A 16,854-nucleotide genomic window follows, 5' to 3' on the forward strand; every position below is an offset into this window, starting at 1 on the left:
GAACTTAACCCCCAAAGAAGAAGCGTTCTAGCGGCCCTGCCGGCAGAGATAATTGAAGGCCCTTGGCAAAGAGTGTCCAGACGACAAAGGAAAGGACAACGCCCACCGGTATTGTGACCCAAAGCTTTGTTTTTCCAAAGGCTCGCGCCGTCGCGGCAAACAAGAGGCCCGTGGCGATGGAAAACCCAACGACGTTGAGAAGAAGCATCTGAGCGGCTAGCCCACCAACAATCCAGAAGACTGGGCCTGGCGCTTGCGATTCACGTTTCGGGAATTCTCCGCGAAATGCCTCGAACACCGTCCAGATCGCCAAAACAAGCAGAGCTATGCTGATAACATAGGGAAAGATTGCCGGGCCAATACGTGTAACGCTCCCGCCTTGGGTGTTGGCCGTGCTGTATCCTATTATGATAGCCAAAACTGCCAAAAAGGCGGCGATGACCAGCGCCGCCCGATCAGGGCGACGCGTTTTCAAGCTTGATGACTGTTGTGTCATTTTACCAAGCCGATGTCTTTCAGAATAGCGGAAGTTGCTTCCGTATCCTTGGCCAGCTGTGCCTTGAATGCATCGCCTGCAAGATATGTGTCAGCCCAGCCTTTGGTTTTCAACTGTTCTTGCCAGCTCTTGGACTTGGCCAATTTCTCAATATCGGCACTGATCGCAGCTTCCTGCTCTGCAGTGATTCCAGGGGCTGCGGCAATCATGCGCCAATTCTGGATGGAAACGTCAAGGCCGCTCTCCTTAAACGTTGGCGCATCAATGCCCTCGACCTTTGTATCACTGGAAATACCAATAATACGAAGAGCGCCGGACTTGATCTGCGATTCAAATTCGCCGTAACCGGAAATTCCAACTGTTACCTGATTACCGAGAATGGCTGCCAGCGCCTCACCACCGCCGGAGAAAGCAATATAATTGACTTTGGTTGGATCGACGCCTGCTGCCTTGGCCAACAGACCGGCAGTAATATGGTCCGTACCGCCAGCAGAGCCACCGCCCCAGGATACTGCTCCCGGATCAGTTTTAAGCTTCTCGACGAGGTCCGCCATCGACTTGATTGGGGACGCAGCAGGCACGACCACAGCTTCGTACTCACCGGTAAGACGTGCAATCGGCGTTACCTGATCCAGTGTCACCGGCGATGCATTGGTGAGAATTGCACCGACCATCACGTAACCTCCAACGATCAGCTGCGAAGGATCGCCTTTGGCTGAATTGGCAAACTGTGCGAGGCCAATCGTTCCGCCTGCGCCGCCAACATTAACAACCTGGACATTGCCCGAGATTTTCTCTTCCTGAAGCACGGTCTGAAGAGTGCGCGCGGTTTGATCCCAACCGCCGCCCGGTGCGGCTGGTGCCATGATTTTATAATCAGCGGCGAAAGCATTTCCCGAAACAGCCATTGCTCCGGCAGCTACAAAAGCAAGCAACATCTTACGCATAGTGTAAACTCCTCCCAAAATGACCCTCGGCCATCAATTTTTTCAGTTCTTCGAAGATTGGGAAGTTGTCTTCATAAGAATGCGCAAGCATTACTGCCACGATTAGCGCACAGATATATGGACAGCCTCCCAGCGGTCTCCTCATCTTTGAAATGATACTAGAAAACTGTCAGGAAGCTGTCACGCGAAATAGCAAGCAACGAGACTTAGAGCGGAGAACGTCCAAATGGAATCGTTCTCGGCTCTAACGGCGTAAAAACGTCAGATAAGCGCCAATCCTGCCTTCGCGATGTGCTTTCTGCTCATAGCGGGTGCTGGGCCATGCTTCATAGGGCGTGTGCCAGTCAGCTGAAGTTTGAGCCTGCCAATCGAACTCGCTGTGTTCATGACAATGCTGCAACGTCCAATTTACATAGGTGTCGATGTCCGAGGCGAAGCGAAAGCGTCCACCAGGTTTCAGGACACGAGCAAAACGGCCAAGATTCTTCTGGCTGACGAACCGCCGCTTCCAATGTTTCTTCTTAGGCCAGGGATCAGGATAGAACAGATCAATCCCGTCAAGGGATGCTTCGGGCATCCAATCGAGCACTTGCGTTGCGTCATCATCATAAAGTCTAATGTTAGCGAGTGGATTGTCGTGAAGATCAACAACCAGTTTCGCCATGCTGTTGACGAATGGCTCAATGCCGATGAAGCCTGATCTGGGATGGCGCGCAGCTTCATGCAAAAGGTGCTCGCCCCCACCGAAGCCAATTTCCATACGCACCAGATCGACCTCGGCAGCAAAGAGACTGCGGAGGTCGCCGGGTGCTGGAGAGGTTAGATCGAGCTTTAGTTCGGGCAGGAGTTCATCTCGGATGGAACGCTGCAAGGGGCGTAGCGCCTTGCCGCTTCTTCTGCCGAAGAATGCTTCCGTTGAACGCTCTCGTCTTGGCTCGGTCATACCATTATCCACATTGGCCGCTTAAGCGGCCAATGCTGTCTTCAACTGCTTGGCAAGATCTGTCTTTTCCCAGGAGAAAGATCCGTCCCGGCCGGGTTTACGTCCGAAATGGCCATAAGCAGAAGTCTTGGCATAGATTGGCTTGTTAAGATCGAGATGTTTGCGAATGCCCGATGGCGACAGGTCCATAACCTTGCGCAACGCTTCCTCGACGGCATTTTCTTTCACTTTGCCTGTACCATGCAGATCAACATAAACCGAAAGCGGTTGTGCAACACCGATTGCATAGGAAAGCTGAATTGTGCAGCGATCAGCAAAGCCGGCAGCTACGACATTCTTTGCAAGATAACGTGCCGCATATGCTGCAGAACGATCAACTTTGGTCGTATCCTTACCCGAAAACGCACCGCCACCATGTGGTGCAGCGCCGCCATAAGTATCGACGATGATTTTGCGGCCGGTAAGGCCCGCGTCGCCGTCCGGACCACCAATGACGAATTTGCCGGTGGGATTAATGTACCAGACGCAATCGGCAGCAATCTTGAGATCGCCCATAGCTTCGCGAATATAGGGCTCAACAACAGCGCGGACCTTCTTTGAGTCCCAACTTGTATCCAGATGCTGCGTCGAAAGCACGATTTGCGTGACTTCCGCTGCTACACCATCCACGTAGCGAACGGTAACCTGGCTTTTGGCATCAGGACCAAGCTTGCCGGCGTCACCCTCACCCTTGTGACGGGCAGCCGCCAATAATTCCAGAATCTTGTGTGAATAATAAATGGGAGCAGGCATGAGATCTGGCGTTTCGCGGCACGCATAGCCAAACATGATGCCTTGATCGCCAGCACCTTCTTCGCCTTGACGATCCGCTGCGTTGTCGACGCCTTGGGCGATGTCTGCTGATTGAGGATGCAGCAGAACTTCAATCTTCGCCGTCTTCCAGTTGAACCCCTCCTGCTCATAGCCGATATCGCGAATGGCGCGCCGGGCCGCAGCACGGAATCTGGAAGGATTGATAAGCGGATGGCCTTTGGCATCCTTGATGACAGTGCCGTTTTTATCTTTCTTAAGCAGCGTATCCGGGACCCGAACTTCGCCGGCAATGACTACCCGGTTCGTCGTCGCCAAAGTTTCGCATGCAATACGAACAGTCCAAGGATCAACTCCTGTTTTCTTCGCCTCTTTGTAGATCATGTCAACGATTTCATCGGAAATACGGTCACAGACTTTGTCCGGATGACCTTCCGAAACGGACTCACTGGTAAAAAGATAAGAACTGCGCGTCACGGGGAACCCCTCTTGAAAGCAAACGAACGCCAGCAGGCATATGCCGACTGGCTGCATAGTGTTTGCCAAGCCGCAGCGGTTCCGTCAATTGCTTTCACTTTTAAAAGGATCGGTCCGGGAGGATTTTTACCTGTTTCACTCCATAATCAAGTGAACAGCCGTGGTTTAGACCGCGTCATCCTCTTGACCAAGCGTGCGAACGAGGTCGAGTACTTTCCGCCGGATTTTTGCATCGCCGATCTTTGCAAAGGCGCGCGCCAACTGGATACCTTCTGAACTGTTGAGAAAACCAACGACATAGGTCGTCTCGTTTTCTTCCTCAAAACCCCGCGGTTTGTCTGACTGCCCAGGCATATCATCAAAAAAGAACGTGACCGGCACGTTGAGTACATTGGCTATTGCCTGAAGGCGACTGGCGCCCACACGGTTCATGCCTTTTTCATATTTTTGAATTTGCTGGAATGTTATTCCAAGGCTTTCACCAAGTTTTTCCTGGCTCAGGCCTATCATATTGCGCCGCAATCTAATTCTTGCGCCAACATGGACATCCACGGGGTTTGGGCTCTTCTTATTATTATCAGACATAAAAATCTCATTCATATGAAATGGAATTGAAAATGAATTTTACCATCAATGGAACAACGCACCAAATATCACTTTATTCGATAGGGCTGTACCAAAAATGTCAACTAACACGCCTTCTGCCACGCAAAAAATACAGCAGCGCCACAATTAAAACCGACAGTAGTACAACCATAAATTGAAACTTATGAGCACCCTCTCCCCAAGGTAGTTGCGCTCGCTCAGGAAGTTGCGCATCGATCACGCCTACGGCGTCAAGAGCAAGCCCGTCAATGATTCGCCCGTAAGGGTCGACGACTCCTGAAAGGCCGTTATTTGCGGCTCGGATCATCGGCAACCCCTGTTCCACCGCGCGCAATTGCGCCTGCCTGAAATGCTGATAAGGGCCAGGAGTGTCGCCATACCAAGCATCATTGGTAACATTGACAATGGCATTTGCGGGGGCGCCTTGATAGGACATTTCGCCAGGAAAGATGGCCTCATAGCATATGAGCGGCAACACCGAAAAGCCGCTGACAACTTCAAGCGACCGACGCGTCGATGCAGCACTGAAACCTCCCGGCAACTCCACAACTTCGCTGACGCCAATCTTGCGTAGAATACTCTCCAGCGGCACATATTCGCCGAATGGAACAAGATGAACTTTGTCGGCAGCTCCGGTAATTTCACCAGTGCTGTTGATCGCATAAATTGTATTATAATAAAGGGGTGCCTCTGCCCCACCCGGCTCTTCCATTCTAATGGCGCCAGTCAAGAGCGTTTGCCCGTCAGCCAAATTATTCGCGATAGCCTCGAGCGCTTCCGGCGTTTTTGTCAGAATGTAGGGAACGGCCGTTTCCGGCCAAATTATGATCTGCGGTTTGGTCTTCCCCTCTTCCGGCTTTTCAACGGTCATGGCGAGGTATTTGTCAAAGATATCGCGCCGCGCCTCCGCATCCCATTTGAGATTTTGCGAGATGGATGGTTGCACGATCCGAATGTGAGGACCGTCGAGTTTGATCTCCGCTGTCGAGAGCCTGAAAATGCCAAAGCCGACATGGGCGGTAATCAAAATGAGGGCAACTGCAAATCCAGCTATCCTGCCTTGCCTTGCGCTATAAACCGCAGGCATGGCAAACACGATAACCGCCAGAATGTTCATTGCGAGCAAACCCACAATGACCGACGATTGCATCAACACCGGCGCCGGCATTGCAGCATAGCCGATCGCGTTCCATGGAAAGCCGGTCAGGATAAAGGATCGCAGCCATTCGGCGACGCCGAAACCAAAGCCGAGTGCAAATATGCGTCCTATCCCGTCGCTCCATATGAGGCGGGCAAGCACTGCTGCAAAAGCATAGAAAAAAGCCAGGAATGCAGGCAGACCGAAAATTGCAAAGGGTATAGCCCAGGCAAAATTCGCTGCATCGACCAGCAAAGCATTGCCAATCCACCATAAACCGAAAACAAAATAGCCGAAACCGAACCACCATCCGACTAGTGCAGCGGGAATCAGTCGCCGTATCGGCCCCATTCCGGCATTATCGACTGCGCCATCGAGCAGCCAGACCAAAACAGGCAAAGCAATGAATGCCACGGCAAAAAAGTCGTATGGCGGCAAGGCAAAGCTTGCCAAAGCACCCATAAGAAATGCCAGCCCACAACGCCGCCAACCTGATAGAAGCACGATCCTGTCGATCAAACGCCGGATCATACCTTGACCAATTCACACAAGATCATTCGTCATCCGCTGGTGGCTCAATAACACCTTGGCGTGGATTGCGCGGCCTGCGTTCTGCGTGACGCAAGGGAACAATTCGAACCTTGCGGATGCGGCGCGGATCGGCTTCCAGAATGTGGAACTCGTATCCGGGAACGGCTTGCACCATTTCACCGCGCACCGGAATGCGCCCAAGAATCGAGAAGATCAGACCACCGACCGTATCGACATCCTCGCCATGCTCTCCCACAACAAAGCCAGAGCCGATCTTTTCAGATACTTCATCGAGATCTGCCCGAGCATCCGTAATGAACACGCCTTCCGGATCCTCAACGATCATCACTTCATCATCATCATGTTCGTCTTCAATATCTCCGACGACCATCTCCACGATGTCTTCCAGTGAAACCAGACCATCAGTGCCGCCATATTCGTCGATCACAAGAGCGATCTGAATACGCTGCGCTTGCATCCGCCCCATCAGATCACTGGCGAGCATGGAAGGCGGCACAAACAGAATCGTGCGCATCAAGCTCAGCTCAGCGATCGTTTTGGTAAGATCTACATTCGAGAGATCAAATTTCGCGGCAGTCAGCGGCTTGGTTGTACGTGCACTCTTGCGTGGAGCTTTCACCCTGGAAATCTTGGTGATGTGATTTACCACATCACGAATATGCACCATGCCTCGCGGGTCATCCAGCGTTTCGGCAAAAACCGGCATACGGGAATGACCGGACTTCTCGAATATTTCCAAAAGATCGCCAAGGCTTGTGCTGATTTCGACGGCTTCGATATCAGCGCGCGGGATCATCACATCTTCGACCCGAAGTTCCCGCAGACGCAATATATTATGCAGCATTGCGCGCTCTTCGGGAGAAAAGGCTGTATCACCATGATGATCCTCCGCAAGCGCTGCATCAAGATCATCCCTTAGGGACGTTCCGGGGCGTGTGCGCAGGAATGGGAAGATTGCGGATAGGAGCGAGCGCTTTTCGGAAACAGGCGCTCTGGTGATACTTTGCCCTTCGGCATCACTTTCCTGCCCATTTATGCCTTTGGCGGGCGCGGCAGGGTCGTTTTGGTGCGACGTGTCAGACATGGTCCTCAATCTAATTAGAGCAAATTTTGTTCATATAGAGCCAATTCTGTTTCTCGGATGACGAGACAGTCCACGCGGAAGGTAGCGAGGCCGATGTTTATCCATCAGACGAAGCTGCCTGACAAAGTGGTTGGCCGTCAGCCGGAAACCCGAAGGGCTGGGTGAATTCGGGCCAATTCCATCGGGCTTCAGTCTCGTCCGATGGATAAACATCGGCCTCGCTAAATCCCTTGATCTTGTCCACGAATTCCCTCCGGCAGAATGACTCTATATAAACAAAACTTGCTCTAATCGTCTATGACCGATAGCGCATATGGATCTGGAATTGCAAGCCGCGCAAGAATTTTGCGTTCAAGCTGCTCCATCTCTTCGGCCTCATCATTTGTTTCGTGGTCATATCCGAGAAGATGCAAAAACCCGTGGACGATCAGATGCGTGAGATGATGGTCAAAAGATTTTTCTTCATCTTCCGCTTCCCGTATAACAGTTTCACGGGCAATGACGATATCGCCGAGCATCGGTCCGGGTTTCTGTCCCGGCTTGATCGGAAAGGCTGGAAAGGACAAGACATTGGTTGGCTTGTCCTTGTCGCGCCAATCATTATTAAGTTCTTTTATCGCTGCATCATCGGTGAAAACGAGGCTAAGCTCACTGTCGGGCTGGTTTCCATCGGCAAGTTCATACCAGACGGCAGCGATGGCAATTGATGCAAGGTTCGATAGCACTGCCTCCTCGGGCCAGCCATCGGTTTCAACCAATATGTCGATATCGATCAAGATACTTCGTCAAGCTTTAGGCTTGGCGCCTTCCTTATCGTAAGCACGAACAATTGCCGCAACCAGTGGATGGCGAACCACATCGACATCCGTAAACTTTACGGTGACGATACCCTGAACGTCGCTCAGAATATTGAGCGCTTCTACCAATCCGGACTTCTGGCCCGGCGGCAGATCAATCTGGCTCGGATCGCCAGTAATGATCATACGTCCGTTCTCACCGAGGCGGGTCAGGAACATCTTCATCTGCATGGCGGTCGTGTTCTGCGCCTCATCCAGAATGATTGCGGAATGAGCAAGCGTACGCCCGCGCATGAAAGCCAGCGGCGCGATTTCGATAACACCGGCAGCGATTGCGCGCTCTACCTTATCGGCAGGCATCATATCATAAAGTGCGTCATAAAGGGGACGCAGATAAGGATCGACCTTCTCTTTCATGTCACCGGGGAGAAAACCGAGCCGCTCACCAGCTTCGACAGCCGGACGAGAAAGGATGATGCGGTCAACCAGACCGCGCTCCAGCAGCATCGCCGCATGGGCAACCGCCAGATAGGTTTTGCCCGTACCCGCCGGTCCAACACCGAAAACCATTTCCGAGCGGTCAAGCGCGCGCATATAGGCGTCCTGCGTTGGCGTGCGAGCGAAGATCGTCTTCTTGCGGGTCGATATTTGGGCTACAGCCATCTTGCTCTTGTTTTCCATTGTGGGCAGCGTCAACTGATCGTCGGCAGCGATAGCCATTCGCAAGGCACCATCAACATCCGATGCGGATATATCATGGCCTTTTTGCAGATGTTCGTAGAGTTGATCCAGGGTGCGTCGGGCCTGCTCGGTTGCTCCCGGTTCACCACGAATGGCAAGTTGATTGCCCTTGGAGCGAACATCAACGCCCAGTTTCTTCTCAATGCGAGCCAAATTCTCGTCAAACTGGCCGAACAGCGCACTCGCCAGTCTATTGTTGTCAAATGTCAGTACGATATGCGCCAGGTCCGAGGCTCCGGAAGGAGCGGGTTTCAGCTTTTCGGTGGCGTTCAAACGGCTCTCCTCGGAAAGTGGTTGCCTGTTTATATAGTCGCTACTTGTTCCTCAAACCATCTCCCGGACGCCGATAAGACTGTTGGTTCCCGTGTCGATGATTCGTACATTGATAATGTCGCCGATTCTGCCGCCGTGTACATCGATAATTACAGGTTGTAACCAGGGAGATCGTCCAACCATCTGTCCAGGCACTCTTCCAGCCTTTTCGATCAGCACATCAAAGCTTTGATTCACAAGGCTGCGCTGGAAGGCATATTGTTGTTCACTCAGCAAAGCCTGCAACCGTTGTAACCTCTCATCTTTGACCGCTTCGTCAATATGATCAGGCAGATCGGCACCGGGAGTACCTGGTCGCGGCGAATATTTGAACGAATAGGCTGCCGCGTAAGTTACATCTCGAACCAACTGCAATGTCGCTTCGAAATCCTCCTCCGTTTCCCCCGGAAAGCCGACAATGAAATCACCCGACAGCGCAATGTCGGAGCGCGCGCTGCGTATCCGCTCAATCAGTCGCAGGTAATCATCGCCCGTATGCTTGCGGTTCATGGCCTTCAAAATACGATCCGAGCCAGCCTGAACTGGCAGATGCAGATATGGCATCAGCATATCGAGATCACGATGCGCATTGATCAAAGCGTCATCCATGTCACGAGGATGACTGGTAATATAGCGTAGCCGCGCAATGCCGGGTATCTCGGCGAGGCGGTAAAGCAATTCGCCAAGTCCCCATTCGCGGCCACCCGGCCCTTCTCCATGCCAGGCATTGACGTTCTGCCCAAGCAGGGTCAGTTCACGCACACCCGCATCAGCGAGTTTCTCGGCTTCTTTCAGGATTTGGGCGACAGGACGCGAAACCTCAGAACCCCGCGTATAGGGAACCACGCAGAACGTGCAGAATTTGTCGCAGCCTTCCTGCACAGTGAGAAAGGCCGTAACGCCGCGGCTTCTCGTCTGCTCCTTTTTAGGAGAAGGCAGATGTTCGAACTTGTCTTCAATCGCATATTCGGTCTCAACGACACGCTCGCCTTTTGCCACGCGTGCAAGGGCTTGCGGCAATCGGTGATATGTTTGCGGACCAACAACCAGATCGACAACGGGCGCGCGGCGCGTAATCTCATCGCCTTCGGCTTGCGCCACACATCCAGCCACCCCGACAGTCAGCTCCCGCCCCTCTTTTGCGCGCGCATCTTTCATTTTACGCAGGCGGCCAAGCGCGGAGTAAAGCTTTTCAGAAGCCTTCTCCCGGATGTGACAGGTATTGATCAGCACCAGATCGGCATCATCAGCCGTGTCTGTAGGGCTATAACCCTCAGCGGCAAGGCTGTCGGCCATCCGCTGACTGTCATAGACATTCATCTGACAGCCATAGGTCTTCACATACACCTTGCGTGTATTGGCAAGTGCTGGCGAATGGGTAAGTGCTCCCGACGTCTCGTCCGGCTGATGTTTAATAGTGATATCGTCCATGGGAGAGGCTTCTAAAGCTTTTTGGCCTCTTTGAAAATAGCCGGATCAGGGAGATTCGCAGCGACCGCAATTTCCGGATCAATATAGTCACGCCCCTGCAGCGATCTCTGCATCATTGCCCGCACGCGTTCTTCCATCAACCGCGCCAGTGCTTTCCTGTCAGACTTGCCGTCTATCACAACCGGCTCGCCGAAGCGGACGTCAACATCATAGGCGCCCTCCTTAAGCATTCCGATGAGGCTGGGACCAAGCTCCACATCTCCGGGCCATGCGATAATCGGACGATGGAACCTGCCCATTGGCAGCCCGTGCACCCGCGTATAGGCGATAGCAACCGGCTGGATCGTGACTGTTTCAACGCTGGTTTCACGAATGGCGACCTGCGCTGCTCCGAAGAGCGACGTCTTGAAAGGCAATATACGGTTACCGTCCGACGTCGTGCCTTCGGCGAACAGCACCATGACATCGCCATCGGCAAGGCGCCTTGCTATTTCGCTCGCCTGATCATGGGTCTTGCCGCGTTTCTCACGTTCTACGAAGACAGACCGCTGCAACTTGGCGAAGAGACCGAATAATGGCCAGGTCGCCACCTGAGACTTGGCTATGAAAGAGACTTCCGTGACAGCCGATAGAACAACAATATCGGCCCATGAGGAATGATTGGCCGCAAGCAGCAATGGCCGGTTTTGCGCCATTTTCCCATGGACATGAATATGAATTCCAAGCAAACGGCGAACAATTCTATGAAATAGCACTGGCAGCTTTTTCTGCAATGACCAGCCTGTCTTCACGAACAGGAGCTGAACGGGCAGCAAGATGATTGTGACCAGTGCAAAGACAGTTGCCGTTATAATAAGTCGCAAACGTTCAATCATCTTAGCGGCCAGAACCCGTTTCACGGCGTCCAAAGTCGCGGCGCATTGTCAAGGCTGCTGAACGTCCCGACGGCGTTTCGTAATAGCCGGGCCGTTTGCCCACCTGTTTGAAACCCAGCCTGCGGTATAGTGCAAGCGCTGGTGTGTTCAGCTCATCCACCTCAAGAAAGAGCATACTGGCACGCGCATTGTGCAAATGACGCAATATTGCGTCCATCAAGGCATGACCGATACCTTTGCGCTGAAATTGCGGGGCAACGGCAATCGTCAGTATCTCTGCTTCATCCAGAACAAGGCGTGCAAGAACAAAGCCGCCGGGTTGGGCGGCGCGGTTTCCTTCTTCACGCGCGACAAAACCAAACACATTGTCTTCGCCAAGCAGCGCATGAAAATCATCTTCATTCCACGGCTGCCGGAACGTACTGGCATGAACTGGAACAAGACGCGCTGCATCTTCTCGTGCAAGCGCTTCAATAACAAAGCTGCGCTGGCGCAGATTATCAAAAGGCAGCCCCATCATTCGGCAACCTGCCTTTTTAGTACGAAGCCCTGTTGCGGCTTTACATCCAGACCCCGCAAATAAAGCGGACTGGGCAAGGCTGTATCCTGTGACTGCATCCCCAGCTGTGCAAATGCGTCAATCGTGCCTGTCGCCATGGTCGAGGCGACATCCAACGGACGATCCAGTGTCGCATTAACCAGCGACGAGGCTGAGCCGGCAATAACAAGGTTCTGACCTTGATTAGCGATACGCTCGATAATTGCGGGCAGAGGCACAATCATTGGGTCGGAGGCAGCTATGCCATCTTCCGCGAAAAACTGCGCATAAAACTCATCGCGACGCGCATCAATCACGACCAGAATTGGTCTGTCCGGAAGGGCTTTCCTTGCATCATAAGCCAAGGCCGCAAGCGTGCTTATACCGATGGCCGGACAGTGCAATGCCAAAGCAAGGCCACGCGCGGTGGCAACCCCCACCCGCACACCGGTAAATGATCCGGGGCCAATGCTGGTGACGACCTTGCCAATTTCGTTGATGGTAATTCCAGCATCAGCAACGGCTTGCTCAATGATTGCCATTAGCCGCTCGGCATGGCCCTTGCCAATATCTTCGCTGATCTGTGCCAACATCGTGCCGCTTACGGCATCAAGGATGGCAACAGAACAAAGATTGGCGGCGGTATCGAGCGCAAGCAATTTCATGTGTTACCGCCTAAACAAGAATCAGTCGGCAAACAAGAGCTCACTCACGACGAGGCGTTCGTCAGCTTTCTGCTTGCTGCGCCTTCAGCTCCAGCCGTCTGCGATGCAGGACAGGTTCAGTATAGCCATTGGGCTGTTCGCGGCCCTTGAAAATCAGATCGCATGCCGCCTGAAACGCCACAGACTTTTCAAAATTATCGGCCATCGGCTGATAAAGAGGGTCATTGGCGTTTTGCTTGTCAACGACCGCTGCCATGCGCTTCATCGTCTCAAGCACCTGAGCCTCACTGGTAATGCCATGATGCAGCCAGTTGGCAATATGCTGAGCGGAAATGCGCAGCGTTGCTCGATCTTCCATTAAACCGACATTGTTGATATCGGGCACCTTGGAACAGCCAACACCCTGATCGACCCAACGTACCACATAACCCAGAATGCCTTGCGCATTATTATCAAGTTCGCGCTGAATATCCTCCGGCGTCCAGTTGGGCCGCAATACGACAGGTACGGATAGAATATCGCCAAGCTTTGCACGCCCCCGTGATTTCAACGCCGCTTGAACCTCCGCAACATTGACCTTGTGGTAATGTGTGGCATGCAGTGTTGCTGCCGTTGGCGATGGCACCCAGGCAGTATTGGCACCAGCCTTTGGGTGACCGATTTTCTGCTCAAGCATTGCCGCCATCAGATCCGGCATGGCCCACATGCCCTTTCCGATCTGGGCATGACCGGAAAGACCACATTCCAGCCCAATGTCGACATTCCAGTTCTCATAGGCACCGATCCACGCAGCCTGTTTCATGTCGCCCTTACGGATCATCGGCCCGGCTTCCATCGAGGTATGGATCTCGTCGCCGGTGCGATCAAGGAAGCCGGTATTGATGAAAACGACGCGTTCCTTTGCAGCGCGGATGGACTCCTTCAGATTAACCGTTGTCCGGCGCTCCTCATCCATAATGCCCATCTTGATCGTATTGGGCTGCATTCCCAGCAGCGCTTCAACACGGCCAAACAATTCGGACGCAAAAGCTACCTCTTCCGGGCCATGCATTTTTGGCTTCACCACATACATCGAACCGGCACGGGAATTCATATGCCTGCCGTTTGGACCAATGTCGTGGAGCGCTGCCAAGGCCGTGATGGCAGCATCCATAATGCCCTCCGGCACCTCATTGCCATCCTTGTCGAGGATCGCCGGATTGGTCATCAAATGCCCGACATTGCGCACCAGCATGAGAGAGCGGCCCGGTACCGTTAGCGGCTTGCCGTCCTTGCCCGTATATTCCCTGTCCGGATTGAGCTTGCGGGTGACAATTTTCCCGCCCTTTTCGAAGCTGTCCTCAAGATCGCCGTTCATAAGGCCAAGCCAATTGCGATAGACAATCACCTTATCCTCGGCATCGACAGCTGCGACGGAGTCTTCGCAATCGTGAATCGTCGTCAGGGCCGATTCCAACAGGACATCGGCGATATGAGCCTTGTCTGTCTTGCCGATTGGATGATCCGCATTGATCATAATCTCCACATGCAATCCGTTCTTGCTCAGAAGAATTGCAGTGGGATTTTCTGGATCGCCGCTATAGCCAGCAAACTGGCTTTCATCAACAAGTGAAACGGAAGCGCTGTCTGACTTGAGCGCGAGCTTGTCGTTTTCAACAGCCAAGCCGGAAATGTCCGCCCAATGTGCTCCTTGCAACGGCGCGCTATCATCCAGAAATGCCTTTGCCCAAGCAATAACCTTGGCACCGCGGACCGGATTGAATGCTTTCCCCTTTTCGGCGCCGCCATCGTCCGAAATAGCATCTGTTCCATACAGCGCATCGTAGAGCGAACCCCAACGCGCATTGGCGGCATTGAGCGCATAACGGGCATTCATAACAGGAACGACAAGCTGCGGCCCCGCAGTCACGGCAATTTCAGGATCGACATTGCTTGTTGAAACGGCAAACTTGTCACCCTCTGGCAACAGGTAACCAATCTCACGCAAGAAAGCTTCATACTCCTCCAGCGAATATCCAGCGTTACGCTTGCTCTTGTAGAACGCGTCAAGTTTAAGCTGAAATTCATCGCGCTTTGCCAGCAAAGCACGATTTTTCGGCGCAAGATCGTCAACGATCTTTGCAAAACCTGACCAAAACTGTGCCGCATCGACGCCTGTCCCGGGAATAGCTTCATTCACAACGAAATCGTGAAGTTCTGGAGCCACTTTCAGACCATTAATTTCGATACGTTCACCCATGATCATGTCCTTATAGATTTGCATTGAATACCCTTGAACACGCCAAGGCCATTGCAGTCAATTATCCAATGGTCTGTGTTGGAATCTGTATCGATTGAAATCAATCAGTGCGCGATCCGTGGCCGACCTGACGCTATGGCGATCAATACCGCTTCGATGAATTTGCGCTGATCTTCCACTGTTGCCGCGTTGATATTTCGAACAATGGTAATTTGCGGCTCGTCCGTTCCGGCATCGAGCGCCAGTTGTTGCACCTGACGTTTCAGTGTCGATTCGGCAAATGCTATAGACTCTTCCTCAAGCTGAAAATCCTTGACGACCTCACCCGCCATCACCCGGTACAGGCCTTCAACAGGCTGGCTTATATGCGCTTCCAGCGAGACCCGGACCTGCCCGACCACTGCTCCCAAGGCGTTGGCGACATCCGTGTCTATCGGAACGATGCACCTAACACCAAGCTCATCCCCGACCGCAAGATAATAGACAGGAGCCGACGCCCCAAGTCCTACCAGAGGCCGGTCGATCTGCAATTTTATTCCGGCAATACCACTTTTCCCCGACAATGCCCGCTGAACAAGTGCGCTTGCTACTGTTTCCTGCCCCTCAAGTCCGTCTTCAGCAAATACCGTTTCAAGAACGACTTCTGATGACTGCCTGACAAGAGCCTCATAAGTACGACGTGAAATCTCCTCCGGCGTATCGCAAAATGGCCGGCCAGCTCCATCCTTGCGTCTGGCATAGAGAATAGCGCCATATCGTGCGGCTTCCGCGTTCCAGTTGTTCTGCAATCCCAAAACGTGACAGGCATCAGACGGCGTGAATCCTGAAACATGCACCAATCCGCGCGAAACCAGCCGCGTTATTGTTGCCGTCTGCGAAAAGGAGCTCAGCAAGCGGTCAAGCGGTTGCGGCTCGGCCGTTATACGTTCATAGAGCTCGGCCTCTCCCTTACTTAACCCGGACGCCATTTGCACCGGCACTCCTGTCCGCAAGGCAAAGCGTCCATCAAGTCGCCCCGCATTGGCGGCTTTAACCTGACGGGCCAGATGCTCGAGCACCACTGCACCATGATTGGCGGCGAGCAGCGCCAATGGTACAAGCCGCCTCGGTCCAAGCTTGATGCTTGGCGTCATGGCATTGTCGTCGAGCGATACTTCCGAATCGCCGCCAAGACCAAAGGTACGTATTGCCACGGCTTCGACCATGGTACGGAACCCGCCCACAATAGCGCCATTCGGATCAAGCCGCGGACGGCCATCATCCAGCACTGCAACATCGGTCGTCGTACCGCCAATATCCGATATGATCGCATTATCCAGGCCGGTCATGTGTCGCGCGCCCACAAGGCTGGCTGCCGGTCCTGAAAGGATGGTTTCTATAGGTCTATGGCGCGCAAACGCAGCAGAAACAAGCGCGCCATCGCCGCGAACGACCATTAAAGGTGCATGAATCCCGCGTCGGTCCAAAAAACCTTCCGTGGCAGCGATGAGCCTGTCAATCATTGCGATGAGCCGGGCGTTGAGCACTGTGGTCAATGCGCGCTTGGGGCCATTCAATTTGGCCGATAGTTCGTGACTGCACGTTGCGGGAAGTCCCGTTTTTTCGTGCACAAGATCGCGTACAGCAATTTCATGTTCCGGATTGCGTACAGCAAAATACGCGCAAATGGCAAAGCCCGTCACTTCGGATTTCAGCCGTGGCAACGCCTCCTCAAGAGCTGACGGGTCAAAGGGCTGGGCCCGGCCATACACATCATGACCACCCGGGATAAAAATGACCGGATCGGCACCAAGGGCGGTTTTCAGGCCAGCCTTGTCCAGATCAGCCTCCGAAAAGCCGATCATCACCAAAGCGATACGCCCGCCCTGACCTTCCACCAAGGCGTTGGTGGCCAGAGTCGTCGACATCGAGACAAGCCGGATGTCGGCCGGATGAACCGATGCTTCGGCAATGATGGCATCAACCGCGCCTGAGATGCCAACACTCAGATCGTGGCGTGTCGTGAGTGCCTTTGCCTTGGCAATAACTCCACGTTCTTCCGACCAGAGAACGGCGTCGGTATAGGTCCCGCCCGTATCCAAACCCAGAAAAATTGCCTGCTCTATTGTTGAATCAGTCATCATGTCCTGCGCTGTTTGAGGCAGAGTTAGCGCATGAGACGCAAAAGGACTAGAGCAAGTTTTGTTTATATAGAGTCATTCTG

Annotated in this window: 16 protein-coding genes; all 16 read right to left on the reverse strand. The window is 53.2% G+C overall.

What is annotated here, in order from left to right; translation table 11 throughout:
- Positions 1 to 4 precede the first annotated feature (4 nt).
- The 16 genes from ACYJL1_RS00200 to ACYJL1_RS00275 all read right to left on the reverse strand — a co-directional run bounded on the left by ACYJL1_RS00200 (position 5) and on the right by ACYJL1_RS00275 (position 16,771).
- Positions 5 to 496, reverse strand: a complete 492-nt coding sequence (locus ACYJL1_RS00200; protein WP_460896480.1) for a tripartite tricarboxylate transporter TctB family protein — start codon at positions 494 to 496, stop codon at positions 5 to 7.
- Positions 493 to 1,443: a Bug family tripartite tricarboxylate transporter substrate binding protein gene (locus ACYJL1_RS00205; RefSeq protein ID WP_460896481.1), complete on the reverse strand. Its 951-nt coding sequence runs from the start codon at positions 1,441 to 1,443 to the stop codon at positions 493 to 495. Before ACYJL1_RS00205 ends, ACYJL1_RS00200 begins: the two co-directional genes overlap by 4 nt.
- Before the next feature lie 244 nt (positions 1,444 to 1,687).
- Positions 1,688 to 2,386, reverse strand: a complete 699-nt coding sequence (gene trmB / locus ACYJL1_RS00210) for a tRNA (guanosine(46)-N7)-methyltransferase TrmB (RefSeq protein ID WP_460896482.1) — start codon at positions 2,384 to 2,386, stop codon at positions 1,688 to 1,690.
- A gap of 21 nt (positions 2,387 to 2,407) precedes the next feature.
- Complete coding sequence (gene metK / locus ACYJL1_RS00215; RefSeq protein ID WP_460896483.1) at positions 2,408 to 3,673, reverse strand: methionine adenosyltransferase; 1,266 nt, start codon at positions 3,671 to 3,673, stop codon at positions 2,408 to 2,410.
- 165 nt (positions 3,674 to 3,838) lie between these two features.
- A complete protein-coding gene (locus ACYJL1_RS00220) occupies positions 3,839 to 4,258 on the reverse strand; it encodes a helix-turn-helix domain-containing protein (RefSeq protein WP_460896484.1) in 420 nt (139 codons plus the stop codon).
- Positions 4,259 to 4,358: 100 nt separating this feature from the next.
- Complete coding sequence (gene lnt, locus ACYJL1_RS00225) at positions 4,359 to 5,948, reverse strand: apolipoprotein N-acyltransferase (RefSeq protein WP_460896485.1); 1,590 nt, start codon at positions 5,946 to 5,948, stop codon at positions 4,359 to 4,361.
- A gap of 22 nt (positions 5,949 to 5,970) precedes the next feature.
- Positions 5,971 to 7,053: a hemolysin family protein gene (locus ACYJL1_RS00230; protein WP_460896486.1), complete on the reverse strand. Its 1,083-nt coding sequence runs from the start codon at positions 7,051 to 7,053 to the stop codon at positions 5,971 to 5,973.
- Positions 7,054 to 7,150: 97 nt separating this feature from the next.
- Entirely contained in the window at positions 7,151 to 7,297 is a 147-nt protein-coding gene (locus ACYJL1_RS00235) for a hypothetical protein (protein WP_460896487.1), read from the reverse strand.
- Between the two features lie 43 nt (positions 7,298 to 7,340).
- Positions 7,341 to 7,829, reverse strand: a complete 489-nt coding sequence (gene ybeY / locus ACYJL1_RS00240; protein ID WP_460896488.1) for an rRNA maturation RNase YbeY — start codon at positions 7,827 to 7,829, stop codon at positions 7,341 to 7,343.
- A gap of 9 nt (positions 7,830 to 7,838) precedes the next feature.
- Entirely contained in the window at positions 7,839 to 8,864 is a 1,026-nt protein-coding gene (locus tag ACYJL1_RS00245; protein WP_460896489.1) for a PhoH family protein, read from the reverse strand.
- Positions 8,865 to 8,915: 51 nt separating this feature from the next.
- A complete protein-coding gene (gene miaB / locus ACYJL1_RS00250; RefSeq protein ID WP_460898089.1) occupies positions 8,916 to 10,223 on the reverse strand; it encodes a tRNA (N6-isopentenyl adenosine(37)-C2)-methylthiotransferase MiaB in 1,308 nt (435 codons plus the stop codon).
- 122 nt (positions 10,224 to 10,345) lie between these two features.
- Positions 10,346 to 11,209 carry a lyso-ornithine lipid O-acyltransferase gene (gene olsA / locus ACYJL1_RS00255; protein ID WP_460896490.1) on the reverse strand — a complete coding sequence of 288 codons (864 nt, stop codon included), beginning with the start codon at positions 11,207 to 11,209 and terminating at the stop codon, positions 10,346 to 10,348.
- 1 nt (position 11,210) lies between these two features.
- The gene (gene rimI / locus ACYJL1_RS00260) at positions 11,211 to 11,729 is read right to left on the reverse strand and encodes a ribosomal protein S18-alanine N-acetyltransferase (protein ID WP_460896491.1); all 519 of its coding nucleotides are present in this window, start codon (positions 11,727 to 11,729) and stop codon (positions 11,211 to 11,213) included.
- Positions 11,726 to 12,412 carry a tRNA (adenosine(37)-N6)-threonylcarbamoyltransferase complex dimerization subunit type 1 TsaB gene (gene tsaB, locus ACYJL1_RS00265; RefSeq protein WP_460896492.1) on the reverse strand — a complete coding sequence of 229 codons (687 nt, stop codon included), beginning with the start codon at positions 12,410 to 12,412 and terminating at the stop codon, positions 11,726 to 11,728. The genes rimI and tsaB overlap by 4 nt, the downstream gene beginning before the upstream one ends.
- A gap of 61 nt (positions 12,413 to 12,473) precedes the next feature.
- Positions 12,474 to 14,651, reverse strand: a complete 2,178-nt coding sequence (locus ACYJL1_RS00270) for a malate synthase G (protein WP_460898090.1) — start codon at positions 14,649 to 14,651, stop codon at positions 12,474 to 12,476.
- Between the two features lie 104 nt (positions 14,652 to 14,755).
- Positions 14,756 to 16,771, reverse strand: a complete 2,016-nt coding sequence (locus tag ACYJL1_RS00275) for a hydantoinase/oxoprolinase N-terminal domain-containing protein (protein ID WP_460898091.1) — start codon at positions 16,769 to 16,771, stop codon at positions 14,756 to 14,758.
- Positions 16,772 to 16,854 lie beyond the last annotated feature (83 nt).

This window comes from Phyllobacterium sp. K27 (assembly GCF_054796155.1).